The 25,154-nt window shown below is 73.7% G+C and carries 21 protein-coding genes; 10 read left to right on the top strand and 11 right to left on the bottom strand.

The window, feature by feature from the left end; all coding sequences use genetic code 11:
- Positions 1–89: 89 nt before the first annotated feature.
- The 3 genes from ACIQUR_RS11475 to ACIQUR_RS11485 all read right to left on the bottom strand — a co-directional run bounded on the left by ACIQUR_RS11475 (position 90) and on the right by ACIQUR_RS11485 (position 2,366).
- On the bottom strand, positions 90–302 hold the full coding sequence (locus tag ACIQUR_RS11475; protein WP_403661947.1) for an EF-hand domain-containing protein: 213 nt from the start codon (positions 300–302) through the stop codon (positions 90–92).
- 100 nt (positions 303–402) lie between these two features.
- Complete coding sequence (locus tag ACIQUR_RS11480; protein ID WP_403661949.1) at positions 403–1,590, bottom strand: YncE family protein; 1,188 nt, start codon at positions 1,588–1,590, stop codon at positions 403–405.
- The gene (locus ACIQUR_RS11485; RefSeq protein ID WP_403661952.1) at positions 1,587–2,366 is read right to left on the bottom strand and encodes a polysaccharide deacetylase family protein; all 780 of its coding nucleotides are present in this window, start codon (positions 2,364–2,366) and stop codon (positions 1,587–1,589) included. The genes ACIQUR_RS11480 and ACIQUR_RS11485 overlap by 4 nt, the downstream gene beginning before the upstream one ends.
- A 415-nt stretch (positions 2,367–2,781) precedes the next feature.
- Between ACIQUR_RS11485 and ACIQUR_RS11490 the strand changes: the two genes are divergently transcribed.
- Entirely contained in the window at positions 2,782–3,549 is a 768-nt protein-coding gene (locus ACIQUR_RS11490; RefSeq protein ID WP_403661955.1) for an ATP-grasp domain-containing protein, read from the top strand.
- On the opposite strand, the gene ACIQUR_RS11495 is transcribed toward ACIQUR_RS11490, so the two are convergent.
- The 6 genes from ACIQUR_RS11495 to ACIQUR_RS11520 form a co-directional block, all read right to left on the bottom strand.
- Positions 3,546–4,058, bottom strand: a complete 513-nt coding sequence (locus ACIQUR_RS11495) for an ATP-binding protein (protein ID WP_403661958.1) — start codon at positions 4,056–4,058, stop codon at positions 3,546–3,548. The genes ACIQUR_RS11490 and ACIQUR_RS11495 overlap by 4 nt on opposite strands.
- Positions 4,059–4,298: 240 nt before the next feature.
- Positions 4,299–5,066, bottom strand: a complete 768-nt coding sequence (locus ACIQUR_RS11500; RefSeq protein WP_403661961.1) for an enoyl-CoA hydratase/isomerase family protein — start codon at positions 5,064–5,066, stop codon at positions 4,299–4,301.
- Between the two features lie 50 nt (positions 5,067–5,116).
- Positions 5,117–6,361, bottom strand: coding sequence for an Ig-like domain-containing protein (locus ACIQUR_RS11505; RefSeq protein WP_403661964.1), 1,245 nt, complete (start codon positions 6,359–6,361; stop codon positions 5,117–5,119).
- Between the two features lie 159 nt (positions 6,362–6,520).
- Positions 6,521–7,237, bottom strand: a complete 717-nt coding sequence (locus ACIQUR_RS11510) for a L,D-transpeptidase family protein (RefSeq protein ID WP_403661967.1) — start codon at positions 7,235–7,237, stop codon at positions 6,521–6,523.
- 132 nt (positions 7,238–7,369) lie between these two features.
- A complete protein-coding gene (locus ACIQUR_RS11515; RefSeq protein ID WP_403661970.1) occupies positions 7,370–8,131 on the bottom strand; it encodes a SpaA isopeptide-forming pilin-related protein in 762 nt (253 codons plus the stop codon).
- Positions 8,132–8,245: 114 nt separating this feature from the next.
- Positions 8,246–9,445, bottom strand: coding sequence for an Ig-like domain-containing protein (locus ACIQUR_RS11520; protein WP_403661973.1), 1,200 nt, complete (start codon positions 9,443–9,445; stop codon positions 8,246–8,248).
- 181 nt (positions 9,446–9,626) lie between these two features.
- On the opposite strand from ACIQUR_RS11520, the gene glgX reads away from it, so the two are divergent.
- The 4 genes from glgX to ACIQUR_RS11540 all read left to right on the top strand — a co-directional run bounded on the left by glgX (position 9,627) and on the right by ACIQUR_RS11540 (position 17,200).
- On the top strand, positions 9,627–11,981 hold the full coding sequence (gene glgX / locus ACIQUR_RS11525) for a glycogen debranching protein GlgX (protein ID WP_403661976.1): 2,355 nt from the start codon (positions 9,627–9,629) through the stop codon (positions 11,979–11,981).
- A 51-nt stretch (positions 11,982–12,032) separates the two neighbouring features.
- Entirely contained in the window at positions 12,033–13,931 is a 1,899-nt protein-coding gene (locus ACIQUR_RS11530; RefSeq protein ID WP_403661980.1) for an ABC transporter ATP-binding protein, read from the top strand.
- Complete coding sequence (locus ACIQUR_RS11535) at positions 13,928–15,736, top strand: ABC transporter ATP-binding protein (RefSeq protein WP_403661983.1); 1,809 nt, start codon at positions 13,928–13,930, stop codon at positions 15,734–15,736. Before ACIQUR_RS11530 ends, ACIQUR_RS11535 begins: the two co-directional genes overlap by 4 nt.
- Positions 15,737–16,120: 384 nt before the next feature.
- Positions 16,121–17,200: a helix-turn-helix domain-containing protein gene (locus tag ACIQUR_RS11540; RefSeq protein ID WP_403661986.1), complete on the top strand. Its 1,080-nt coding sequence runs from the start codon at positions 16,121–16,123 to the stop codon at positions 17,198–17,200.
- 75 nt (positions 17,201–17,275) lie between these two features.
- Here the strand turns inward: ACIQUR_RS11540 and ACIQUR_RS11545 are convergent, their stop codons facing one another.
- Positions 17,276–17,782, bottom strand: coding sequence for a MarR family winged helix-turn-helix transcriptional regulator (locus ACIQUR_RS11545; RefSeq protein WP_403661989.1), 507 nt, complete (start codon positions 17,780–17,782; stop codon positions 17,276–17,278).
- 92 nt (positions 17,783–17,874) lie between these two features.
- Between ACIQUR_RS11545 and ACIQUR_RS11550 the strand changes: the two genes are divergently transcribed.
- Together ACIQUR_RS11550 and ACIQUR_RS11555 are read left to right on the top strand one after the other, a co-directional pair.
- A complete protein-coding gene (locus ACIQUR_RS11550) occupies positions 17,875–19,086 on the top strand; it encodes an MFS transporter (protein ID WP_403661992.1) in 1,212 nt (403 codons plus the stop codon).
- 54 nt (positions 19,087–19,140) lie between these two features.
- Complete coding sequence (locus tag ACIQUR_RS11555) at positions 19,141–19,872, top strand: CDP-alcohol phosphatidyltransferase family protein (protein ID WP_403661995.1); 732 nt, start codon at positions 19,141–19,143, stop codon at positions 19,870–19,872.
- A 106-nt stretch (positions 19,873–19,978) separates the two neighbouring features.
- Here ACIQUR_RS11555 and ACIQUR_RS11560 read toward each other — a convergent pair whose 3' ends face one another.
- Positions 19,979–20,467, bottom strand: coding sequence for an adenylyltransferase/cytidyltransferase family protein (locus tag ACIQUR_RS11560; protein ID WP_403661998.1), 489 nt, complete (start codon positions 20,465–20,467; stop codon positions 19,979–19,981).
- A 172-nt stretch (positions 20,468–20,639) separates the two neighbouring features.
- On the opposite strand from ACIQUR_RS11560, the gene ACIQUR_RS11565 reads away from it, so the two are divergent.
- From ACIQUR_RS11565 to ACIQUR_RS11575, 3 genes are all read left to right on the top strand, one after another.
- Complete coding sequence (locus ACIQUR_RS11565; protein ID WP_403662682.1) at positions 20,640–21,845, top strand: glycosyltransferase family 4 protein; 1,206 nt, start codon at positions 20,640–20,642, stop codon at positions 21,843–21,845.
- Entirely contained in the window at positions 21,842–23,626 is a 1,785-nt protein-coding gene (locus tag ACIQUR_RS11570) for a lipopolysaccharide biosynthesis protein (protein WP_403662001.1), read from the top strand. Before ACIQUR_RS11565 ends, ACIQUR_RS11570 begins: the two co-directional genes overlap by 4 nt.
- 83 nt (positions 23,627–23,709) lie before the next feature.
- Positions 23,710–24,966 (top strand): hypothetical protein, encoded by a 1,257-nt coding sequence (locus ACIQUR_RS11575; RefSeq protein ID WP_403662004.1) that lies wholly within the window; start codon positions 23,710–23,712, stop codon positions 24,964–24,966.
- The last annotated feature ends 188 nt before the right edge of the window (positions 24,967–25,154 follow it).

Consider the following 25,154-nt stretch of genomic DNA (forward strand, 5'->3'; position numbering starts at 1 on the left):
CGGGCGTCCGGACATGCGTGCGCCCCGCCCCGGGATTGGCGCCCGCGAAGGGGCCCGCGGGCCCCGGGGGCGGGGCGCGACGGCTCGGGTCACTTGTTCAGGGCGTCCCAGAACTCGTCGAAGCTCATGCGGCCGTCGTGGTTGGCGTCCTTCGCGGCGATGACGGCCTCGGCGACCGGGCCGGTGACGAACGGGTCGCCCATCAGGGCCATGGCCTTCTTGAACTCCTCGGCCGTCACGAAGCCGTCGCCGTCCACGTCGAACTTGCCGAAGGTCTCGCGTGCGCTCTCGATGTCCGCCACTGGGATCCACCCCTTTGCTGGTGCTTGTTAGACCGGGCAAGGTTAGCGACCCCCCGCCCGGTCCCGGCACCCCGGGGGACGGCAGCGCCCGCACGGGGCCCTACCGGAAGATCCCCGTGTGGCCGAGCGAGTAGCGGCCGGGCTGCGGGTAGACCGCCAGGCCGTGGGGGCCGCCGCCGACCGGGATGCGGGCGAGCTGCTTGCCGGTGGTGGTGTCGACGGCGTACACCTCGCCGTCGTACCGGCCGGAGAGCCACAGGACCTTGCCGTCCGCGGAGACGCCGCCCATGTCGGGGCTGCCGCCGTCGGGCAGCACCCACTTCTTGGTGAGCCGGTTCTTCGGGAAGTCGAAGACCGAGATCGTTCCCTCGCCGCGGTTGGAGACGTACATCTCACGCGAGTCGCGGCTGACGTACAGGCCGTGGCAGCCCTTGCCGGTGGGCAGCAGGGTGGGGGTGGTGAACTTCTCGCCGTCCAGGACCCACATGCCGTGCGCCATCATGTCGGCGACGTAGAACGTCTTGCCGTCCGGGGAGATCTTCACGTCCTGCGGCATGGCGCCCTCGAAGGGGATCTTCTGCTGGCCGACGACCTCCATCCTCTCGGTGTCGACCTTGAGCAGCTCTCCTGAGAACTCGCAGGAGACGATGAAGTAGCGGCCGTCCGCCGAGAAGTCGGCGTGGTTGACCCCGTAGCAGCTCACGGGCACGGTCTTGACCCGGTCCATGGTGTGCGGGTCGCGGAAGACGAGCTCGCGGTCCATCGAGGCCATGACCACCGCGTACTTGCCGTTGGGCGTGAAGTACAGGTTGTAGGGGTCGTGCACCTCGACCGGTTTGCCCGCCTCGCCCGTCGCGGGGTTGATGGGGGTCAGCGTGTGGCCCCGGTTGTTGTTGACCCAGAGGGTCTTCAGGTCCCAGGAGGGCACCACGTGCTGCGGCTGGACGCCCACGGGGATGGTGTCGACGACCTTGTAGGTGACCGGGTCGATCACCGAGACCGTGTTGGAGGTGGTGTTCGGCACGTAGACCCGGGAGGGGAAGTCCTTGACCACCGGCGAGAGCCTGCCGGGCCGGTCGGCGGCGTAGACGTCGTTCGGGTCGAGCAGGGGTGGCATCCCGGCCAGTCCTGCGGGTGCCGCGGGCACCGCCTTCGCGGGCCGGGCGGGGCCGTTGGAGCCGACCGCCTCGGGCCCGCCCTTCTCGGCCGGTGAGGTGCACCCGGCCAGGGCGGCGAGGGCCAGGCCGGCCAGCGCGGCGGCGGTCTTCCTGGTGAGGAGGGGGGTCATGGGGTCAGCAGCTCCGTGGTGGTCACCGCGCGCAGTCCCCGGCGCGCGAGTTCTTCGAGGAGGGCGGGCAGCGCGTCGACCGTGTCCGCGTAGCCGAGGTGCAGGCTCACCACCGATCCGTTGCGGACCGTCCCGGTGACGTTGCGGATGACGGCCGCGGCGCCGGGTGAGGTGAAGTCGAGGGAGTCCACGTCGTACGAGAGGACGTGCGGGTACCCGGCCCGGGCGGCCAGCCGCTGGACGAGGGGGGTGGCGTGGCGGGCGCGCGAGGGGCGGAACCAGCTGCCGATGGATCCGGTGAGGCGGCGGAGCCGGTCGGCGCAGGCGGTGATCTCGGCGTACGCCTCGGCCTCGGGCATGGCGCAGACGTCGAGGTGGCGCTGGGTGTGGTTGCCGAGTTCGTGGCCGCCGTCGAGGATCCGCCGGGCGAGTTCGGGATGGGCGTCGAGCCAGGTGCCGACGGCCAGTACGGTCAGCCGCGCGTCCGCCCGCTCGGCCTCGCGCAGCACCGCGTGGGCGGTGGCGGGGTCGCCGTTGCCGTGGAAGGTGAGGGCGACGCGGGCGGCGCCGCGGGGGCCGTGCTCGATCTGGGCCGGCAGGCCGGGGAGGGAGCGGGGGGCCGGGGCGGGGGTGCTGCGGGGCTGGGGGGCGGCGGCCTGGCGGGCGCTGGGGCGGGCCGGGGCGGGGCGGCCGTCCCCGCAGGCGGTGAGCGCCCCCGCGGCGAGCGCGGCGGCGGCGGCCCGCAGGGCGTCGCGCCGGTCCGGTGATGAAACCACCAGCCCATTTAAGGGCCAGTGCGCCCCAAAGATAACGATTGACCCAATTCGGGACGTTTGACGGGGCCGGTCGGCGGGGCGCACAGGCCCTAAAGGATCAAGGATTCTCCCGCCCGCATCGATACTTATTCATCGATTACGAGGCACGTGGCCCAACTCACCTAGGATTTAGGTGGAAACTCTCACTACTTACACACTTATGTCCCGTTTCGGGACTTTTGGCATCCGAGGCCTCTTCTGACATAGTCGGAGCCACGACTTCCCGTTGACCCGAGCGAGGTCGCCCGCCGCCGAGGACCACACCCCTTCCGGTCCTCGGCGCACTCACGAAGCCCCCGCAGCGCCCCACCCCGGCGACAGGGGGCTTCTGCGTATCCGAGGCCGGCCGTTCGGCGGGCTCGCTAGGCTCGCCGGAATGGACGACCGCACCCGGCCCGTACTGCTGCTGGCCGCACCCCGCACCTCCACCGCCGAACTCATCGCCACGGCGGCCGCCCGGCGCGGATACGACGTGACCGAGCGCGCGGCGAGCGCGCAAGGGCGCAGAGCGCACTGGTACGGCGGCCCCCGCGCGGCCGCACGCCTCGCCGGCCCTCTGGGCCTCGGGCTGCTCGAACCGGCCGACGACTGGCTGACGCGCGTACCGGGCGCCCTCCTGCGGCGCACCATACGGCTCACCACCCTCGCCGAGGCCCGCGCGCTGCGGGGACGGCACTTCGTGAAGCCGCCCTCGGCCAAGATTTCCCGGCTGCCCGCGGCGGTCCACGACGACGGGACCAGCCTGCCCCCCGGGCTCGACGGCTCGACGCCGGTCCTGGTGAGCGACGTGGTGGAGTTCGCCGCGGAGTACCGGCTGTTCGTCCTCGACGGAGAAGCCGTCACAGGCAGCCGCTACGCCGTGTACGGGCGCCTCGACCCGGCGCCGCTGGACGCCGCGAGCCGCGCGTTCGCCCGTACGGTCATCGACGCGACCGCCCCCGGCCTGCCCAGCGCGGTGTGCCTGGACATCGGCCGGCTCACCGACGGCGGCTGGGCGGTGGTCGAGGCGAACATGGCGTGGTTCGCCAACTGTTACGCCGCCGAGCCGGAACGCGTCCTGGACACGGTGCTCCGCGCAGCGGGCCCGATGGCCGCGGTCACCGACCGGGACAGACCGCACCTGAGCGGAGCTTCCCCGATCTAGCCGGGGTGGCGGTCGGCCACGCGCATTTCGAACCAGGTGTTCTTGCCGCGGGGTAACAGGTCGGCGCCCCAGCGGTCGGAGAGCTTGTCGACCAGGAAGAGGCCGCGGCCGCTCTCGTCGAGTTCGTGCACCGGCATCAGACACGGCAGGCCGCGCGAGGGGTCGCGCACCTCGATCCGGATCCAGCCGCGCCGCCGCAGCATCCGCAGGCCGAAGGAGCGGGCCCCGGTGTGACGGACGGCGTTGCCCACGAGCTCGGAGACCAGCAGCACGGCGTGCTCGGCCACCTGGGGCGAGAGCCCCCACTGGCGGACCACCACGCACTGGGTCAGCCGCCGGGCGGTCGAAGCGGATTCCGGACGGGACGGCAGCGTCACTTCCGCCTCGGTGGGATTGCCGTACAACTCCAGCGCCCGCAGCCCCTGTTCGTCCTCCAGGGCCGCCGAAAGACGTACGGCGGAAGCGCTTTCGCGCTGCCGCGGCTGCTCCACACCCTCCAGGCCCGCCATGCACCCATCATGGAGGGCCGGACCCTTCCCGCGTGCCGTTCCCCGCGAAAAGACCCCCTCGGAACGATGCGTTCCGAGGGGGTCCTTGGCATGTGCCAACGGCAAGCTTCACATCGCGAAACGGGCCCTGACCTGCGATGACTCACCGTTTAGCGATCATCACCGTGAGTGGATCTCCACGATTTCTTAAGGTTCCTTTAAGTCCTGGCTAATCCACCCACAGGGGTGGCGCGGGGTGGCTCAGACGAACTTCGCCTTCCCGGGGCCCTCCTCGACGAAGCTGCGCATGCCGATCTCGCGGTCCTCGGTGGCGAACAGCGCGGAGAACCAGTTGCGTTCGATGGTCAGGCCGGTGTCGATGTCGGCCTCCAGACCGCCGTCCACCGACTCCTTGGCCGCGCGCAGGGCGATGGCCGGCCCCTGGGCCAGCTTCGCGGCCCAGGCGAACGCCTGCTCGTAGACCTCGGCGGCCGGGACGACGCGGTCCACCAGGCCGAGGGCGAGCGCCTCGTCCGCCTTGACCATGCGGCCGGTGAAGATGAGGTCCTTGGCCTTGGACGGGCCGATCAGGCGGGCCAGCCGCTGGGTGCCGCCGGCGCCCGGGATCAGGCCGAGCAGGATCTCCGGCTGGCCGAGCTTGGCGTTGTCCGCGGCGATCCGGTAGTCGGCGCACAGCGTCAGCTCGCAGCCGCCGCCGAGCGCGTACCCGGTGACGGCCGCGACCACCGGCTTGGGGATCCGGGCCACCGCGGTGAAGGAGTCCTGCAGCGCACGGGACCGGGCGACCATGGCCGCGTGGTCCATCGTCTGCATCTCCTTGATGTCGGCGCCGGCGGCGAACACCTTCTCGCCGCCGTAGAGCACGACGGCCCGGACGTCGGTCCGGGCCGTCGCCTCCTCGGCCAGCTCGCGCAGGGCGTCCTGCGTGGCGATGTCCAGCGCGTTCATCGGCGGGCGGTTCAGCAGGATGGTGCCGACGCCTTCGGAGACTTCGAGAGAGATGGTCATACGGGCAGGTTAGTGCCCGTTAACGGGGTGGGGGCAAGCGCCCGGGAGTGTCAGGAAACCCACTCCGACCACGGCATGTTCCAGCCGTTGAGGCCGTTCTCCGGGGCGATCTGCTTGTCCTCGGAGTTCTTCACGATCACCACGTCGCCGATGATCGAGTTGTCGAAGAACCAGGCCGCCGGGGCCTTCTCGTCCCAGGCGCCGCGCACGTCGCGCAGGCCGACGCAGCCGTGGCTGACGTTCTCGCTGCCGAAGGTGGAGCCGGGGGCCCAGTAGTTGCCGTGCACGAAGGTGCCGGAGTTGGACAGCCGCATCGCGTGCGGGACGTCCTTGATGTCGTACTCCCCGCCGAAGCCCACGGTGGCGCCGTTCATCCGGGTCACCTTGTACTTCTCGCTGATCACCATCTGGCCGTTGTACGTGGTGGTGGCCGGGGCGCCCGCGGTGATCGGGACGTTCTTCAGGACCTGGCCGTCGCGGACCACCGTCATGCGGTGGGACTTGGCGTCGACCGTCGAGACCTGGGAGCGGCCGATGGTGAACTTCACCGTGCGGGTCTGCTTGCCGTACACGCCCTTGCGGCCCTCGACGCCGTCGAGGTTGAGCTTGACGGTGACCTTGGTGCCCGCCGCCCAGTACTTCTCCGGACGGAAGTCGAGCCGGTCGTTGCCGAACCAGTGGCCCTCGATCGGCACCGACGGCTCGGCGGTCACGGTGATGGCCTTCTCGACGGCCTCGGGGTTGGTGATGCCGCGGGTGAAGTTGATGGACACCGGCATGCCCACGCCGACGGTGGAACCGTCCTCGGGGGTGTAGTGGCCGACGAAGGTGTTCTTCGGGGTGAGCGTCGTGAAGGTGATGTCCTTGGCGGACTCGCGGCCGGCGCTGTCCTTGGCGACCGCGTGCACCTTGTACTCGGTGGCGGCGCCCAGGTGGCGCTCGGGCTCCCAGCTCGTCCCGTCGGCGGCGAGCCTGCCCTCGACGGGGTTGCCCTTGGTGTCGGCCACGGTGACCGTGGTGAGCTTGCCGTTGGCCGCGGTGATCTTCAGGATGCCGCTGGTCGCGACCTCCTTGGCGCCGTCGGCCGGAGTGATGGTGACGACGGCCTGCGAGGCCTCCGTACCGCTCTTGCCGGCGCCGCCGCCCTTCGGGTCGTCACCGCCCTTGCCGCCCGCGGCTCCGCCGCTGCACGCCGAGGTGAGCAGCAGGGCCGCCCCCAGCACAAGGGCGGACAGTCCGGTGCGGGCACGGCCCCGCCGCGTGCGCGACTCCCCCGGTATCGGCTGCACGTTCACGCTGTTCTTCTCCCCAGGTCCCCTGTCCCCCGCGCGCGGACAGTCGCGCGCTTGGCGCAAGGTAACCACACCGGAGGGTGACGATCGGACACGGCCGTGTCACCGTTCCGTCCCAACCGGTCGGAGGAGGGCGGCCCCCGGGGAGAACGGGGGCCGGGGTCAGTCGGCGGTGCCCGGTTTGGTGCCCCACACGTAGATCCGGTCGCCGATGGAGAGCAGGTTCCACAGGGCCTTGGCGTCGGAGAGGAACAGGTTGACGCACCCGGCGCTGCCGCCTCCGTCGTAGAGGTCGTCGAGCCGGCCGTGCAGCGCCTGACCGCCGTCGAAGAACTGGGCGTAGGGCATGGGGGCGTTGTCGTAGAGGCTGGACTTGTGGTCGATGTTGCGCCAGTACACCTCGTGCCAGCCGGACCGGGTCTCCTGGGTGTCGCGTCCGGTGCGGATGGGCACGGGGGCGAAGACGATCTTCTTGCCGGTCTGCACCCAGAGCAGCTGGCGGTCCATGTCGATGCAGGTGACGCGGTGCTCGCGGACCGGGCAGCGGCCGGCGGCGTTGGGGTCCTTGCGGGCCTTTACGGCGGTCATGGTGCGGTAGGTGGCGAGGTCCGCGTAGCCGTCGGCGGGCTCCAGGCGCTGCTGCTGCTGGAAGGCCCTGATGGCCTCGCAGTCGGCGGTGGACTGGCGGCCGTCGACGGTGCGGCCCAGGTAGGCCTCCATCGGGCGCTGGTACGGGCCGGTGCGCGCCCGGCAGGGAGCCGCGGCGGGGCCGGTGGCCGGGGCGGAGCCGGTGGCCCCGTCCGCCAGGGCCGGGGCGGCCGGGATGAGGGTGAGTGCCGCGAGGGCCAGGGCCCCTGCCAGGGCTATCCGGGAAGTCAAGCCGTCCTCCTCGTCCCCCCTGCTGAACACGGAACGGGGTGTCCCGTCCAGTGTCTGCGCACGTCCGGCGGTGGCGCCGGGGCGGGTGGTCCGAAGCGGTGACGGCCGAACCGGTGACGGTGACCGGGCGGTTCAGCGGGCGGGGGTCCTGCGGGCGTCCTCGCCGCCGCTCTCGATGGGTTCGGTGCGCGGGTGGGAGAAGTAGACCCGGACCAGTTTGGGCGGGGCGCTGCCGCTGCCGAGCCGTACCGGGCCCTTGACCGTCTGGTCGGGCAGTTCGTAGCCCTCGGAGATGTCGACGGAGCGGACGTAGTAGTCGCTCTTGGGCAGGCCGGTCCACTCGCAGATGCCGTTGCCGTCGGTGGCGCAGTCCGGCAGGACCTCCCGGTCGGCGCCCGGGTCGCGGGTCTGGAGGCCGGGCTTGCCGTTGCTCTCGACCCACAGCTCGAAGACGGATCCGGGCACCCGGTCGCCGTTCTTGGCGTCGCTCGCGACCACGCGGACGGTGCCGGCGAAGGCGGCCGGACCGGCGGGGGGCTTCTGACCGGCCGGGGTGGCGGGGGCGGCGGGCTTTCCGGCCGGCGGAGCCGGGGGCTGGACATCCGGCCGGGCGTCCGGCCGGCCGGACGGGTCGTCGGGTCCGCCGGCAGGGCGGCCGGGCAGTGCGTCGGGTCCGCCGGCCGGCTGTTGGCCCGGGGGACGGACGGCGGCCGGTGCGACCACCGGGCCGGGTCCTTCGGAGCCCGCCCCGCCGGCGCCCGGCCCGTCCGGCACCGGGCAGGCGGCGAACGCCTGGGGCGCGGCGGCCAGCAGGGCGCAGGCCGCGAGGCCGAGGGCCCGCAGCCCCGCCGTCCGTGCGGCGGCTGTCCTTCCGGGGACCGTCCTCGGGGTCATGGCTCTCCGTCCGTTGCCTGCGGCTCGTCCCGTGCAGGGCCAGGGTGGACGGGAGCCGGCGGGGGCGGCCGCTCGACACTCCCCCGCTACGGCATTCCGGTCAGACAATCACTCTCAGGTGAGGGCCGATCCGGCGACCCAGTCCGCCCACGAGAGGTTCCAGCCGCCCAGGCCGTTGTCCGGGGCGACGGTCTTGTCCTTGGAGTTGACGACCTCGACGACGTCGCCGATCAGGGTGCGGTCGAAGAACCAGCCGGCCGGGGTGTCGGAGCCGCCGCCCTTGTCGTCCCGCAGGCCCACGCAGCCGTGGCTGGTGTTCAGCGAGCCGAAGGTGTCCGGGGAGGCCCAGTAGTTGCCGTGCAGGAAGGTGCCGGAGGTGGTCAGCCGCATGGCGTGCGGGACGTCCGGGATGTCGTACTCGCCGCCGAACCCGACGGTCTGCCCGTTCATCCGGGTGACGTCGAACATCTCCATCACGACCATCTTCCCGTTGTAGGTGGTCGTCTTGGGGGCTCCGGCGCTGATCGGGACGGTGGACAGCACCTCGCCGCCGCGCCGCACCACCATCGTGTGCTCGGCCGCGTCCACGGTGGAGATCTGGGAGCGGCCCACGGTGAAGCGGACGGTCTTGTTCTGGATGCCGTACGAGCCGGGGGCGCCCTCGACGTCCCGCAGCGCCATCTCCACGCTCACCTGCGTGCCGGGCTTCCAGTACTCGCGGGGCCGGAAGTCCAGCCGGTCGTCGCCGAACCAGTGCCCGGTCACCTCGACCGGCGGCTCGGAGGTGACCGTGATGGCGCGCTCGACCTCGGCCCGGTTCTCGATGGAACGGTTGAAGTTGAAGGAGACGATCATCCCCGTGCCGACGGTGGAGCGGTTCTCGGGCTTGAAGTAGCCGATGAAGCGCTCCTCGGGCACGTAGGTGGTGAAGCTGGTGTGCCGGGCCTGGCGGCGGTTGTGGCCGTCGAGGGCCACGGCGTCCACGGTGTACTTGGCGGCCAGCGCGAGCCGTCCGGCCGAGGGGTCCGGGCTCCAGCTCAGCCCGTCCGCCGCGATGGACCCGCGTACGGGCTCCTCCTGGGCGTCCTCCACCTTGGTGACCACCACCCGCTCCAGCCGGCCCTCGGGCACGGTGACGGTCAGCGGACCGTCCGCCGGCACCCCCTTGGCCCCGTCCGCCGGGGTGACCCGGATGGCCTCGTGCGGCGCCAGGGCCTTGCCCGGCAGCTCGACCTCGACGCCCCCGGCCCCCGTGGAACCCGAACACCCGGCCAGTACGGCCACCAGCCCCGCCCAGGCCACCACGGCGGCCAAGCCCGCCCCTGCCCGCCTCTTCGCATCTCTCACGACCGTCCCAACGACCGCGGCCCTCCGGGGGAAACGTGAGTGCGGGGCGAGTTGCGGGCATGACAGGGAGAAGGACCAGACGGGGGCGGGACGCGGCCGGGACGCCGCGTCCCCTCCGCGGGTACCCAGAGCCGCGGGAGGCCGGAGAGTGTCGAGCGCAGCGGAGCGGGAGGCGGCATCGGCGGCGCGGGGCGGACAGTCCTCGCCCGTGCCGCGGGTGAACGGAGCGGTACGGGAGGAGGTGCGGGACGGACGCCGCGACGACGGGCGGCCCGAGGAACGGCGGCCCGGGGAGCGGCGGTGGGCGGAGCCCGGGCCCCGGCGCGCGGCGCCCGCCGTGCCGGGGCCCGCGGTGTGGCCGGGGGCCCCGACCCCGCTGGGGGCTCGGTACCGGGTGGGCCCGGACGGGGTGGCGGGCACCAACTTCGCGCTGTGGGCGGGGGGCGGCGCGGAGGCGGTGGAGCTGTGCCTCTTCGACGAGCAGGGTGGTGTGGTCACCGAGACGCGCTGCGCGCTGCCCGAGCTGACGCACGAGATCTGGCACGGCTTCGTGCCGGGCGTGCGGCCCGGCCAGCGGTACGGCTTCCGGGTGCACGGGCGCTGGGACCCGTGGACGGGGTCCCGGTTCAATCCGGCGAAGCTGCTGCTCGACCCGTACGCCCGTGCGGTGGACGGCGACTTCTCGCTGCCCCCCGAGGTGTACGGGCACGTCCGCGACTGGCCCCAGCAGTACATCGCCGACACCGTCCGCGACGACCGGGACTCGGGCCCGTACGTCCCGAAGGGGGTGGTGGTCCACGACGACGACGACTGGTCGGACGACGTCCGGCCCAAGACCCCGTGGGCCGATTCGGTCATCTACGAGCTGCACGTGCGCGGCTTCACCATGCGGCACCCCGAGGTCCCGCCCGAGCTGCGCGGCACGTACGCCGGGCTGGCGCACCCGGCGGCCGTCGCCCACCTGACGCGGCTCGGGGTGACGGCGGTGGAGCTGCTGCCGGTGCACCAGTTCGCGCACGAGGACCACCTGCTGCGCCGGGGCCTGCGCAACTACTGGGGCTACAACTCGATCGGCTACTTCGCCCCGCACGCGGGCTACTCGGCCTCCGGGACGGCCGGGCAGCAGGTGGGCGAGTTCAAGCGGATGGTGCGGGCGCTGCACGCGGCCGGCATCGAGGTGATCCTCGACGTGGTCTACAACCACACGGCGGAGGCCGGGGAACTGGGCCCCACCCTCTCGCTGCGCGGCATCGACAACCGCGGCTACTACCGCCTCCAGTCGGACCAGCGCCGCTACGCCGACTACACCGGCTGCGGGAACACCCTGCACGCGGGCCGCCCGCACGTGCTGCGGCTGATCACCGACTCGCTGCGGTACTGGGTGACCGAGATGGGCGTGGACGGCTTCCGCTTCGACCTGGCGGCGGCACTCGCCCGGTCCATGCACGACGTGGACATGCTCTCGCCGTTCCTCGCGGTGATCGCCCAGGACCCGGTGCTGCGCCGGGTGAAGCTGATCGCGGAGCCCTGGGACGTGGGGTCGGGCGGCTACCAGGTGGGGGCCTTCCCGCCGCTGTGGACCGAGTGGAACGACCGGTACCGCGACGCGGTGCGCGACTTCTGGCGGGGCGCGCTGCCCGACGTACGGGACCTCGGGTACCGGCTGTCCGGCTCCAGCGACCTGTACGCGTGGGGCGGCCGGCGCCCGTACGCGTCGGTCAACTTCGTCACCGCCCACGACGGCTTCACCCTGCGCGATCTCGTGAGCTACGAGCACAAGCACAACGAGGCGAACGGGGAGGACAACCGCGACGGCACGCACGACAACCGGTCCTGGAACTCCGGCGCCGAGGGCGAGACGGACGACGCGCGGATCGCCGCGCTGCGCCGCCGCCGGCTGCGCGCCCTGGTCACCACCCTCCTGCTGTCCACGGGCGTGCCGATGCTGACGGCGGGCGACGAGATGGGCCGCACACAGGGCGGCAACAACAACGCGTACTGCCAGGACAACGCGGTGAGCTGGGTGGACTGGTCGCTGCTGGAGGACCCGGGCTGGCGGGAGCTGTGCGCGCTGACCGCCCGGCTGACCGGGCTGCGCCGGGCCCATCCGGTGCTGCGGCGGCGGGCGTTCTTCTCGGGGCGGCCGCAGGAGGCGGACGGGCTGCGGGACCTGGCCTGGTTCACGCCCGCGGGTACGGAGATGACGGAGCGGGACTGGTACGCGCCGGCCGCGGCGGTGGGCCTGTTCCTGTCCGGCCGGGACATCCCCGGACGGGACGCGCGGGGCCGGAAGGTGACGGACGACAGCTTCCTGGCCCTGCTGCACTCGGGTGACCGGCCGCTGTCCTGGACCCTGCCCGGGCCGCCGTGGGCCTCGGGGTACGAACTGGTGGTGGACACCTCGCGGGAGGACCAGGCGGAGGCGCCGGGCGACCGCCACCGGGGCGGTGCGGCGGTGACGGTTCCGGCGCGGTCGGTGCTGCTGTGGCGGGTGACCGGGTGAGGCCCGATATTCGCTGTCCGATGTCAGGAGCGATCCGTAGGCTCGCCCCTGATGTCTGCCCTCGATACCTCCCCCGCAGCCCCGTCCGACGCCCCGGCCGGGGCCGGTTCCCCTGATCCCGCGCCGCCCGAGCGGTCGGCGGTCCGCACGCTGCTGCGCCTGTGGCCGTACGTGCGGCCGGTCAGGGGACGCTGGCTGCTGGCCGTGTTCATCGCGATCGTCGCCTCGTGCGTCGGGCTGGTCATCCCGCTCGTCCTGAAGTGGCTGGTCGACGGCCCGGTGGCGGCGGGCGACACCCGCGGGGTGTGGCTCGGCGCGCTGGCCGTGCTGGCGCTCGGCGTCGTCGAGGCGCTGCTGTTCGGCTTCCGGCGCTGGCTGGTGGCCCGGCCTCTGTCGCGGGTCGAGGCCGACATGCGGGCGGACCTGTACGCGCACCTCCAGCGCGTGCCGGTGGCGTTCCACGACCGGTGGGCGTCGGGGCAGCTGCTGTCGCGCGGCACCACCGACCTGATGCTCCTGCGGCTCTTCCTCGCCTTCCCGCTGACCTTCCTCGTCGTCAACGGCGTCACCGTGGCCGTGGGATGCGTGATCCTGCTGGTGCAGGAGTGGACGCTGGGGCTGGTGCTGCTGACCCCGGTGGTACCGCTGGTGGTGCTGTGCGGGGTGTTCGAGGCGAGGTACTCGCTGGTGGCCCGGCGCTCCCAGGACCAGGTGGGCGACCTGACCACGGTGGTGGAGGAGAGCGTCCTCGGCATCCGGATCGTCAAGGGCTTCGGCCGGCACCGCAGCCAGGCCCGCGCCTTCCGCGAGCTGTCCGGGCAGCTGCGCGGCACGGAACTGGCCAAGGCCCGGCTGCTGGCGAACATCTCCGCGGTCATCACCACCCTGCCCGAACTGGCGATCGGCGCGGCCCTGGTGCTCGGCGCGGTGCGGGTCGCGGACGGGGACCTGACCGCCGGCACGCTGGTGGCCTTCCTCTCCACGGCGCTGGCGCTGCGCTGGCCGGTGGAGTCGATCGGCTACCTGCTCGCCATGAGCCAGGAGGCCGCGACCGCCACCGAGCGGTTCTTCGAGGCGATGGACGCGGACCGCGAGGACGGCACCGCCGAGTCGGACGAGGGGACGAAGGGCGGGGACGCCGGGGCCGGGAGCGGGCGGGCCGGGGACGGCCGGGCCGGGGACGGGCCCCGCGAGGACGGGCTGCGCGAGGACGGGCTGCGCTTCGAGGGCGTCAGCTTCCGCTATCCGGACGCGGAACCCGGCTCGCTGCCCGTGCTGGACGGCATCGACCTGCACATCCGGCCGGGCGAGACGATGGCGCTGGTCGGCGCCACGGGCAGCGGCAAGACCACGCTGACCGCGCTCGTGCCGCGGCTGCACGAGGCGGACTCCGGGCGGATCACGCTGGACGGCGAGGACATCACGGCGATGCCCCGCGAGCGGCTGCGGTCGCTGGTGTCGGTGGCCTTCGAGGAACCCACCCTGTTCTCGGCGAGCGTGGCGGAGAACGTCCTGATGGGCGGGCCCGAGCTGACCCGTGCCCTGGAGACCGCACAGGCCGGTTTCGTGCACGACCTGCCGGAGGGCGTGCAGACGCAGGTCGGCGAGCAGGGCCTGAGCCTGTCCGGCGGCCAGCGGCAGCGGCTGGCCCTGGCCCGGGCGGTGGCCGGCAGCCCGCGCTTCCTGGTGCTGGACGACCCGCTGTCGGCGCTGGACGTGCACACCGAGGCGCTGGTCGAGGCCGCGCTGCGGCAGGTGCTCGCGGACACCACCGCGCTGGTGGTGGCGCACCGCCCGTCGACGGTGCTGCTGGCCGACCGGGTGGCGCTGCTGTCCGGCGGCCGGGTCACCGCCGTGGGCACGCACCAGGAACTGCTGCGCGACAACGCCGAGTACGCCTGGCTGATGTCGGGTACGGGGCCCTTCGGGGCAGAGGGGGACGAACGATGACGGCGGTGCCGGAGGGCGACGCCTTCGACCGGGACGAACTGGACGCGCCGCCGGGCGCGACGCGCGCGCTGCTGCGGGACCTGGTGGCCGCGCGGCGCGGGATGGTGGCGCTGGCCGGGCTGCTGCTGGTACTCCAGCAGGCGGCACGGCAGGCCGGGCCGCTGCTGGTCGCGTACGCGATCGACCGCGGGGTGCCCGCGGTGCGGGCCGGCGGCCACGGTCCGCTGCTCGCGGTGGCCTCGGGGTACCTGGTGTGCGCGCTGGGCGCGGGGGCCTTCGAGTACGGCTTCATCCGCGCCGCGGCCCGGGTCAACCAGGACGTGCTGCTCGACCTGCGGGGCCGGATCTTCCGCCACGCGCAGGCGCTGAGCGTGGACTTCCACGAGCGCTACACCTCGGGGCGGCTGATCTCCCGGTCCACCACGGACGTGGAGTCGCTGCGGGAGCTGCTCAGCGAGGGGCTCCAGGAACTCCTGTCGATGCTGCTGTCCTTCGTGTTCATCGGGTCGATGCTGCTCTGGCTCGACCTGGGGCTCGGCGCGGTCGCGGTGGCCAGCTTCGGGCCGCTCGCGTTCTTCGTGCGGCGCTACCGGCGGCGCTCGCAGGTCATCTACTCGGCCCGGTCCACGGCCACCGCCTCGGTGATCGTGAAGTTCGCCGAAACCCTCAACGGCATCCGCCCGGTGCGGGTGTTCCGGCGCGAGCGGGCGAACGAGGCGGAGTTCCGTACGCTCAACCGCGACCTGGAGGTGCGCAACGGCGACGCCCTGGTGGAGATGGCCCGCTACGTGGTCCGTTCCCGGCTGACCGCCAACACCGCGGTGGCGGCGATCGTGCTGTGGGGCGGCTACCGGGTGGCGACCGGGTCGCTCGACCTGGGCGTGCTGGCGGCGTGCGTGCTGTACCTGCGGCGGCTGTACGAGCCCATCGACCAGCTGGCGATGTTCCTGAGTTCCTACCAGTCGGCCTACGCCTCGCTGGAGAAGATCGCCGGGCTGCTGGCGCAGGTGCCGTCGGTGCCGGAGCCGGCCGCGCCGCGGGAGCTGCCGCCCAGGGACGCCGCCCACCCGGGCCGCGAGGTGGTCTTCGACGGGGTGAGCTTCGGCTACCGCACGGGCGGCGAGGTGCTGCCCCGGTTCGGGCTGCGGCTGGCGGCCGGCAGCACGGTCGCCGTGGTCGGGTCCACGGGGGCGGGCAAGTCGACGCTGGCCAAGCTGCTGGCGCGGTTCTACGACCCCTCCGAGGGCCGGGTGCTGCTGGACGGCACGGACCTGAGGGAGCTGTCCACCGCCGAACTGCGGCGGGGGGTGGTGATGGTGACGCAGGAGGCGTTCCTGTTCTCCGGGAGCGTCGCGGAGAACATCGCCATCGGCCGGCCGGACGCGACCCGGGCGGAGATCGAGCAGGCCGCGAAGGCGATCGGCGCCCACGACTTCATCAGCGCGCTGCCCGACGGCTACGACACCGACGTGCGCAAGCGGGGCGGCCGGATCTCGGCGGGGCAGCGGCAGCTCGTGGCGTTCGCGCGGGCCCTGCTCGCCGACCCGGCGGTGCTGATCCTCGACGAGGCGACCAGCTCCCTCGACGTGCCCGGCGAGCGGGCGGTGCAGCGGGCGATGCGCACCGTCCTGGAGGGCCGGACGGCCGTGGTGATCGCACACCGGCTGTCGACGGTCGAGATCGCGGACCGGGTCCTGGTCATGGACTCGGGCCGGATCGTCGAGGACGGGACGCCCGCCGAACTGATCGCGGGCTCCGGCCGGTTCGCCGATCTCCACCGCGCCTGGCGCGACAGCCTGGTCTAGGCCGTGCCGCCGGGCGGTCTGCCGGCCCTGGGCGGGGCCCGGGCCGGGCGAGGTCTGCCGTCGTGGACCCCCGTGCCACGACGGTGGCGACGTCCGCTGGGGATCCCGCCCGAGCCGGGGTGCCCGTGTGTGGCGGGCACCCCGGGGTTCGTGGGGGGAACGGAACCAGCCGGAGACCGGGGGGCGGCCGTATCCGGCTGTTCGTCGCGGAACAGACATTGACACGGGCTGCCCGGAATCACGACACCTTCCGGCTGTCCCGGACGCCGGACAACTGTCCTGCCTGGTCAGCGGGTGTCCGGATATGCGCCGCGTCCCGTGCGGGCGGCCGCAACGTCCGGAACTGGCCTTGTCCGGGGAGGCCGCTCGGGCAGGATGAGCCGCATGGAGCAGATCCACCGGGAGCCCGCACCCCACGAGGCGGGTGACGCGGCCGGGTTCGTCGACCTCATGCGCTCGCTCAAGGACCGTTCGGGGTACACCTACCGGCAGTTGGAGGAGCGGGCGGCGGAGCGCGGCGACGTGCTGCCGCGGTCGACGCTCGCGTCGGTGCTGGGCGGTCGGACGCTGCCGCGGCCGGAGCTGCTGGCCGCGTTCGTACGGGCCTGCGGTGACGAGGACCGGATGGACGAGTGGGTCGGCGCGTGGGCCGGGCTGGCCGGCCAGCAGGCCGTGGAGGCGGGGTCCGGGACCACGGCGGTGCCGCCGGCCGGAGGTCCCGTGCCGGGCATACCCGGCGCGTCCGGTGCCTCCGTGCCGGACGCGGGTACGGGCGGAGCGGAGCCGGCGTCCCGGCGGGAGTCCACCGCACGGATGCGGGCGGCCGGTACGGCGGGCGGGGCTCGGCGGACGCTGCCCTGGCGGCTGAACTGGCGTACCGCGGCGGCGGCCCTGGTGACCGCGGCCGCGCTGACCGCCGCGGGGATGCTGGCCGGCCAGGAGTCCTCCGGCGGGGACGCGGAGAGCGGGTCCGCGAGCGGTGCCGGGAGCACGGCCGACCCGGTGCTGCCCACCGGCTGGGTGCAGATCCATCCGGCCGGGGCGCGGTCCCTGTGCCTCACGGACGGGCGGGTGCGCGACCGGAGGTACACCCCGCTGGTCGCCGTACAGCGTCCGTGCGCGTCGGTCGGGCCCCAGAACACGCTGCTCCACCCGCTGGGCGGGGACCTGTACGAGATCCAGTGGCACCACCCGGACTACGGCAAGGGCTGCCTGCGGGCACTGACCGAGGCGGACGGCGCGGGCGGCACCGGGCTGCTGGAGCCGATGGACGACTGTTCGCGGGGCAGCCGCTTCCACGTCGAGCCCTCGGGGCCGCGCGGGGACGGGGTGTACGTGTTCCGCGTCGACGGCCAGGGCTGTGTCGGCATCAGGGGTGCGGGCCGGGAGGCCGGGACCGAGGCCGTGATGGAGCGCTGTACGGGCAAGGGCGGCCAGCTGTTCACCATCGAGGCGGTCAGCTGACGGCACCGCGGGCGGGCCGGGCCCGGCGACCGCACCCGCGGACGGGCGGCGTCCGGCCGGCGGCAGGGGCCGGGTTCAGCCGTTCTCGACGCGCAGCAGCATCCGCTTGAGCAGGGCCGACACGGCGGCCTGCTCGTCGGCGTCCAGGGGTTCGACCATCGCGTCCTCGGCCACGCCGCGCAGCCGCATCGCCTCGTCCCAGCGGGCGTGGCCCTCGCCGGTCAGCTCCACGTCCACCCGGCGCCGGTCCTCGGTGCCGCGCAGCCGGCGGACCAGCCCGGCCTTCTCCAGGGTGTCGAGCCGCCCGCTCATGCCGGCCGGGGAGAGCAGGAGTTCGGCGGCGAGTTCGGAGGGCGTGGCCCGCCAGGGGGCGCCGCGGGAGGCGAGGCGGTGCAGGGTCTCGTACTCGAAGAGCTGGAGCCCGACCTCGGCGAGGGCACGGTCCTTGGCCTGGTTCACGTGCTTGGCGAGCATCTGGATGCGGGTGACGATCTCCTCGACGCGCTCGTCGAAGGGCGCCTTGCCGCGCCAGCGGGCGATGTGCCGGTCGACCGAGTCCTCGCCCTGCGGCTCCTCTTCCATGCGGCCCATTATCGGGGCCGGCGGTGCCGGGCCCGCGTGGCACCCTTTTATTTCGTTGACGAATGATTCGGTGCCGAAATACTTTCCGTGTCATGACCACGATGACCCCGCGAACGTGGCGGCTGCTCACCGGCCGCACCTTCGCCTCCTTCGCCACCGCGCTGATCCCCACCACCCTCACCCTGGCCGTGGTCCGCACCGGTTCGGCCGGCGACCTCGGCCTGGTGCTGGCCTGCGAGCTGCTGCCGATGCTGCTCCTGCTGCCCGTCGCGGGCGTGGCGGCCGACCGGTTCCCGGCCCAGCGGGTGGTGCTCGCCGCCGACCTGGTGCGGGCCGCCGCGCAGTTCGCCACCGGCGCGCTGCTGCTGGCCGGGCCCGTGCGGGTGGCCGAACTGGCCGCGCTGGCCGCGGTGACCGGAGCCGCCGTGGCCTTCGGCACGCCCTCCACGCACACGCTGGTGGTGGCCGTGGTGACCGAACCCGAGCGGCTGCTGCGGGTCAACGCCCGGCTGGGGGTGGCCACCGGGCTGGCCCAGATCGCCGGTCCCGCCTCGGCGGGTGCCCTGATGCTGGCCGTCGGACCGGGCTGGTCCTCACTGCTGACCGGCGCCCTGTTCACCCTCTCCGCGCTCACCCTCGGGGGGCTGCGCACCGCGCGTGCCGCGCGCCCTGCCGTACGCACCGGCTTCGCCGCGGAGTTGCGCGAGGGATGGGCCGAGACCCGGCGGCACCCGTGGTTCCTGGCCAATGTGCTGGCCCACGGGGTCTGGCACCTGGCGGCCGGGCTGCTGCTCACCCTGGGTCCGCTGATCGCGGTGGAGTCCCTGGGCGGCGCGGCGTCCTGGGTGGCCGTCGCCCAGGTCGGCACGGTGGGCATGCTCGCCGGGGTCTGGGCCGCCGGGAGGCTGCCGGTCCGCAGTCCGCTGGCCTGGGTGGCCGTGGGCGCCGCGGTGTACGCGCTGCCGCTCGCCGCCCTGGCGCTGCGGCTGCCCGTGCCGCTCACCGCCACCGCCTACTGCCTGGGGATGTTCGGCCTCGGGGTGCTCAGCCCGCTGTGGGAGACCGAGATGCAGCGCCGGATCCCGGGCGAGGCCCTGGGCCGGGTGGGCTCCTTCGACGCCCTGATCTCCTTCGCCTCGCGGCCGTTGGGGCTCGCCGTGGCCGCGCCGCTGGCCGCCGTGACGGGGACCGCCGCGCCGCTGCTGGTCGCCGCCGTCCTCGTGGCCGCCGCCAACCTGTCCGTCCTGCTGCTTCCGGACGTTCGTGAACATCCCGTGAAGGAAAACGGACTCGCCCTGCGATGATGTGCGCCGAAGCGGGCGGTTCGGACCCGCGTTCTACCGAGGGGATCGGGTGCGATGGGCAGAGTCGGGACCGCGCTGCACGAACTGCGCGGGGCGCAGAAGTCCGCGAAGGGAGTGTCGCTCTACTCCCGGTTCGTGAACCGGCCGGCGGGCCGCTACCTGGCCGCGGGCTCGTACGCGCTGGGGCTCACCCCGAACCAGGTCACGCTGGTGAGCGCCGCGTTCAGCTTCGCCGCGGTGGCCGCGGTCGCGCTGAGCGCGCCGTCGTGGGGGCTGGGCGTCGCCGTCTGGGCGGCGCTCGCGGTGGGCTTCGCCTTCGACTCGGCCGACGGGCAGCTCGCCCGGCTGCGCGGCAGCGGGAGCGCCGCGGGCGAGTGGCTGGACCACGTGGTGGACTGCGCCAAGCTCACCGCGCTGCACACCTGCGTGCTGATCGCCTTCTACCGCTTCCCCGAGGCGTACGGCATATCCGGCGACGGCGGCGAGGCCTGGCTGCTGGTGCCGCTGGGCTTCCAGTTCGCCGCGATCGTCACCTTCTTCGGCGGGCTGCTGACCGAGAAGCTCAAGCCGAAGCCCGCCCCGGGCAGCGCCGCCGCGGCGCCGTCCACGCTGCGCGCGGTCGCGCTGCTGCCGGTGGACTACGGGGTGTTCTGCCTGGTGTTCCTGCTGCTCGGCGGCGGTGGGCTGTTCCGCTGGGCGTACGCGGCGCTCGGGGCGGTGGCCGCGCTGTTCCTGGTCGCGTTCCTCGCCAAGTGGTTCCGGGAGCTGAGCGCCGTCAAGCGGTGAGCCGGGGCCCGGTGCGGTCCGCCGCCCGGTGGCCCGCCGGGCGGCGGACCGGCCGCGGCGGGCGGACCCGGCCGGTCCGCGCGGCCCGGCGCGGTCCGGCGGGTGGTCAGCGCAGTTCGGCGGTGAGCGGCGGCTCGGCCGCGAGCGGCTGCGAGAGCGCGTCCAGGGCGCGGCGCAGCTGCGTGCTGGACGTGTGCACGGTGTACGGGAAGTAGACGACGTCCACGCCGACGGTCGCGAAGTCGGCCTCCAGCTTGTCGCCCTTGGGCGTGCCCCGCCAGTCGTCGCCCTTGAAGATCACGTCGAAGCGGACCTGCTTCCAGGTCTCCAGCTTGTCCGGAACCGTCTCCACGAAGGCCGCGTCCACGTACTTGACGCTGCGCACGATCTCCAGACGCTCCACCAGCGGGATCATCGGGCGGCGGCCCTTGGCCAGTTCGGCCATCTCGTCCGAGACGACTCCGGCGACGAGGTAGTCACACTGACTGCGCGCGTGGCGGAGGATGTTGAGATGCCCGATGTGGAACAGATCGTAGGCGCCCGGGGCGTAGCCGACCCGGTACGGCTTGCGCACGGACGAACCGGCTTCGGACATGTCTCGCTCCGTCATCGATAACCCCCCAAAGGCCGCACTCCCCAGTGCGGCGGATTATCAGACGATAGCGTGCACGTTCCGCACCGTGCGGGTGAACGAATAGGGTGGCGGCCGCGCCACCCAGGGGGGAAGGGGACCTTCAGTGTCCATATCCGGCCGCAGAACACTGCTTCTGGTGTCCACGAACTACGCACCCGAACACGCCGGAATCGGCCCATACGCCACGCAGATCGCGGAGCACTGGGCCGGTCTCGGCCATGACACCCACGTCTTCGCGGGCATGCCGCACTACCCCTCGTGGTCGCTGGACCCGCAGTACAAGGGGGCGTTCCAGCGCACCGAGAAGCGCGCGGGCGTCACCGTCCACCGGCGCAGGCACACCGTGCCGGGTCGCCAGACCGCCGTCAAGCGGGCGGCCTTCGAGGGGTCGATCCTGGTGCACGGCGCCGTGGCGCCGCCGCGGATGCCGAAGCCCGACGCGGTCCTCGCGCAGATGCCCAGCCTGGCCGGCGGCGTGCTGGCCGCACGGCTCGCCGCGCGCTGGAAGGTCCCGTACGTCCCGGTGGTCCAGGACCTGATGGGCGCGGCCGCCGCGCAGAGCGGGATCAGCGGCGGCGACAAGGCCGCGGCGCTCGCCGCCAAGGCGGAGGCGTACGCGCTGAAGCGGGCCACCCTGGTCGGCGTGATCCACGAGACCTTCGTGGACAAGGTCGTCGCGATGGGCGTGGACCCCAAGCGCATCCGGCTCGTCCCGAACTGGTCGCACGTCGAGGTGCCTTCGGCGCCCCGCGGCGAGACCCGACGGCACATGGGCTGGGCGCCGGACCAGACGGTCGTGCTGCACTCCGGCAACATGGGCCTGAAGCAGGGTCTGGAAGTCCTGGTGGGCGCGGCCCGGCTGGACCCGCGGGTCCGCTTCGTGCTGATGGGCGACGGAAGTCAGCGTTCCGCTTTGGCCGAACTGTCCGCTGATGTACCCAACCTGGACATCATCCCCCCTGCCGAGGACGGAAAGTTCCCGGATATCCTCGCCGCGGCGGACGTACTCGCTGTCACGCAGCACGCGGCCGTCCTGGACATGAGCGTGCCGTCCAAGCTGACCTCCTACTTCGCGGCCGGGCGACCGGTCGTCGCGTCGGTCGCGGCCGAAGGCGGCACCGCCCAGGAGGTCGAGCGCTCGGGCGCCGGTGTGCTCGTGGCACCGGAGGACCCGCGCGCCCTGCTCAAGGCCGTGCACGCACTGGCCGACGACCCGGTCACGGCCGACGAGCTCGGCGCCGCGGGCCCGCGCCACGTGGCCGCGAACCTCAGCCGCGAGGCGGGCCTGGCCCGGATCGACGCACTGATAGACGAAGCACTTGGGGGACCCCTGCCGTGACGGAGACGAACCGGCCCGCCGCGGCCGTGACCGCGGGCGAGGACGAACCAGACCTTCTGAGGGACCAGTTCCGGCAGCTGACCCGCTACCGGCGGATCCTGCTCGGCGGCATCGGCGTCGGCCTGGTGGGCGGCGCGTGGCTGGGCATCACCTCCGCAGACACGTACGTGGCCAGCTCCGACGTGGTGCTGCGGGCCCCCGCGCTCAACCCGTTCGACGCGAACGGCTCCTCCCCCGACAAGCTGATCAACATCGGCTCGGAGCGGCAGGCGGCCCTCGGCAACGAGGTCGCCAAGAACGCCGCCAAGGACCTGGGCCTGGCTGACGACGAGCTCGGCGCCCTGCGCCGGGGCCTGCAGGTCACCAACCCGCCGCAGACCCTCGTGCTGCGCTTCACGTACACCGCGAGCTCGCCGCAGCAGGCCGCCAAGCGGGCCAACGCGATGACCGAGGCGTACCTGAAGAACCGCCAGGCCTCCTACGAGGCCCAGCGGGACAACATGGTCAAGGCGAAGAAGAAGCAGGTCGCGCCCATCGCCGAGCGCATCGAGGACCTGAACAAGGAGATCAGCCGGACGCCCGACGGCCCCGGCCGGGACACGCTCTACACCCAGAAGGCCGAGGCGGCCAGCACCAAGGGCAGCATCGACGGCGACATCCAGAAGCTCGGCTCGCTGGACATGTCCCCGGGCCGGATCACCAACACCGCCACGCCGCCCAAGGCCCCGGACGGCCCCGGCCTGATCATGTCGCTGCTGATCGGCGGCGCGGTCGGCCTGGCCATCGGCCTGCTCGCGGCCTGGGTGCGGCTGGTCTTCGACCCCGCGCCCCGCTCCGACGGCGACGTGGCCCGCGCCCTGCGCGCGCCCGTCCTCGGCAACCTGCCGCGCGACCGCACCGGCGGCGGGCCGCTGCTCGCGGCCGGCGAGGCGGACCCGCGGCTCGCCGAGGAGTACCGCTCGGTGGCCTTCCGGCTCGCGTACGACGCCCGGTTCGCCGACCGGCGACGGCTGCTCGTGGTCGCCCCGCGCGGCTCCAGCGAGACGGCCGCCGCGGTCGCCGTGAACCTCGCCGCCTCCTTCGCCGAGACCGGCAAGGACGTGCTGATGATCGAGGCCGACCTGCGCACCCCCGTGCTGGCCAGCCAGCTGCGCACCGACACCGGGGCCCGGCCGCGCTGGAGCAGCCAGATGTCCGGGGGCGCCGAGACCGAGTGGCCCGACGGCCGCCAGCTCGTCGTGGACGCCGGCGAGTCCGGCTCCTTCGACCTGATCCCCGGCGAGAGCGTGCGCAACGTCGCCCGCGCCCTGACCTCCCAGCGGGCCTCCCGCCTGATCTCCGAGGCCGACTCGCCCAACTCGACCGTGGTCGTGCTGGCCCCGCCCGTGCTCTCGTACGCCGACGCGCTCGCGCTGGTCGACCGCGTCGACGGCGTCCTGGTGGTCTGCGCCCCGCGCGCGGTGCACCGTACGGACCTGGTCCGCATCCGCGAGCTGATCAGCGGCGCGGGCGGCACGGTGCTGGGCGCGGTGCTGCACAGCGCGCTGCCGGCCGACAAGAAGGGCGGCCGGAAGGGCGGCAAGGGTGCCGGCCGGCACCCCGAACCCCCCGCACCCGCCCCCGCACCCCCGCGCCGGCAGCACGTGCCGCCGCCGTCCGCCGCCGACCGCGAGCGGGAGCAGGTCCGCAACGCCGAGCGGGTGCCGGACCCCACGCAGCACATCCCCGGCGACGGCAGTGACACGGTCGCCCTGCGCATGGTCCGCCCGGGCGAGCGGTGACGGCCGCCCCCGGCGCGATACCGGGGCCCCGGACCGACGGACCGGCGGACGGGGCTCCCCGTGAGCCCCGCCGGCTGGTCGCCGTGGTCTCGTCCGTGCTGGACCAGGCCGCGTCCAGCCTGACCAACATCCTGGTCCTGGTGCTGGCCGCGCGGCTGTCGTCCGCCGAGGGCTTCGCCGCGTTCTCGATGGTCTACGTGGCCTTCAGCGTGCTGCTCGGACTCAACATGGCGTACGTCGGCCAGACCGTGGTGCTGGAGCGCGGCGCCGGGACCGGCGCGGTGTGCCGGTCCGCGGTGGCCTTCACCGCCCTCGGCTCGCTGGCCGCCGGCGCCCTGACGGCGGCGGCCGGGCTGCTGGTGCCCGGGCCGGCCGGCGGGGCGTTCCTCGCCCTGGGCGCCGTCCTCCCCCTGGTGCTGAGCCAGGACGGGCTGCGGTACTGCTTCTCCGCCCTGCGGCAGCCGCACCGGGCGCTGGCCGCCGACTCCGTACGGCTGCTGTGCGTGCTCGGCGCGCTGGCCGCCCAGCCGCAGGGCGCCTCGCCGGCCCGGCTGGTGCTGGTGTGGGGTCTGTCGGCGCTGCCGGCGCTGGCGCTCGGCCTGTGGCTGCTGCGCCCCTTCACGGCGGGCGCGCGGGCGGACGTACGCCCCTACCTGCGGCGGGGTCACCTGGGCCGTCGCTTCGTGGTCGAGTTCGCCGTGGGCAACGGCTCCAGCCAGCTCGCCGTGTTCGGGCTCGGCGTGCTGGCCACCCCGCTGGCGGTGGGCGCGCTGCGCGGCGCGACCACCCTCTTCGGGCCGCTGAACGTGCTGTTCAACTCCGCGAACGCCTTCGGGCCGCCGCTGCTGGGCCGGTTCCGCGGCAAGCGCGCGGTGGTCCGCGCCACGCTCGGCCTCGGCGGGGTGCTGGCGCTGGTGGGCGCGGGGTGGGGTGCGGCCCTGTACGCGCTGCCGGACCGGCTGGGCCGCGAACTGCTGGGCGACACCTGGGACGCGGCGGCCGCGCTGCTGCCGGCCACCGGGGCCCAGTACGCGGTGATGGGGCTCGGCACGTGTGCGCTGCTGACGCTGCGGGTGCTGAGTCCCCGGGCCACGCTGTCGGTGCAGGTCGTCTTCTCGCTGCTGTCGGTGGGCTTCCTGCTGGGCGGCTACGCGCTGTTCGGCGTGGCCGGTGCGGCGTGGGGGCTGGCGCTGGGCTCCGCGCTCAAGGCGGTGGCCGCGTGGTGGCGCGTCTCCCGGACGACCCCGGTTGCCGATGCCGGTTCCGGGCCGTCCGGTTCCGGGCCGTCCGGTTCCGGTGAGGCTCCCGGGCACCCCGCCCCCTCCCCGGCCCAGGGCTGACCCCGCGTCCTGGGCCGCCCTGCGGGGCAGGTTCCCCGCCCCCGCTCCCGCTCACCGGCGCCCCGGCCCGGCCCCGCGCCCGAGGCGGCGGCGAGACCGGAGGCGTCCGGGACGGCCTGGGCCGGCCCCTTCCGGCGTGCGGGGAGCGGAGGTGTGCAGGCGGCCCCCGCAAGGTCCGGGCGGGGGCA

The organism is Streptomyces sp. NPDC101132 (assembly GCF_044759225.1).
Classification (GTDB): Bacteria; Actinomycetota; Actinomycetes; order Streptomycetales; family Streptomycetaceae; genus Streptomyces.

Coding starts and splice junctions, on each gene's coding strand:
- ACIQUR_RS11480 (WP_403661949.1), bottom strand. CDS start 1,590: ATGACCCCCCTCCTCACCAGGAAGACCGCCGCCGCGCTGGCCGGCCTG.
- ACIQUR_RS11490 (WP_403661955.1), top strand. CDS start 2,782: ATGGACGACCGCACCCGGCCCGTACTGCTGCTGGCCGCACCCCGCACC.
- ACIQUR_RS11495 (WP_403661958.1), bottom strand. CDS start 4,058: ATGGCGGGCCTGGAGGGTGTGGAGCAGCCGCGGCAGCGCGAAAGCGCT.
- ACIQUR_RS11500 (WP_403661961.1), bottom strand. CDS start 5,066: ATGACCATCTCTCTCGAAGTCTCCGAAGGCGTCGGCACCATCCTGCTG.
- ACIQUR_RS11515 (WP_403661970.1), bottom strand. CDS start 8,131: ATGACCCCGAGGACGGTCCCCGGAAGGACAGCCGCCGCACGGACGGCG.
- ACIQUR_RS11530 (WP_403661980.1), top strand. CDS start 12,033: ATGTCTGCCCTCGATACCTCCCCCGCAGCCCCGTCCGACGCCCCGGCC.
- ACIQUR_RS11535 (WP_403661983.1), top strand. CDS start 13,928: ATGACGGCGGTGCCGGAGGGCGACGCCTTCGACCGGGACGAACTGGAC.
- ACIQUR_RS11540 (WP_403661986.1), top strand. CDS start 16,121: ATGGAGCAGATCCACCGGGAGCCCGCACCCCACGAGGCGGGTGACGCG.
- ACIQUR_RS11545 (WP_403661989.1), bottom strand. CDS start 17,782: ATGGAAGAGGAGCCGCAGGGCGAGGACTCGGTCGACCGGCACATCGCC.
- ACIQUR_RS11550 (WP_403661992.1), top strand. CDS start 17,875: ATGACCACGATGACCCCGCGAACGTGGCGGCTGCTCACCGGCCGCACC.
- ACIQUR_RS11555 (WP_403661995.1), top strand. CDS start 19,141: ATGGGCAGAGTCGGGACCGCGCTGCACGAACTGCGCGGGGCGCAGAAG.
- ACIQUR_RS11560 (WP_403661998.1), bottom strand. CDS start 20,467: ATGTCCGAAGCCGGTTCGTCCGTGCGCAAGCCGTACCGGGTCGGCTAC.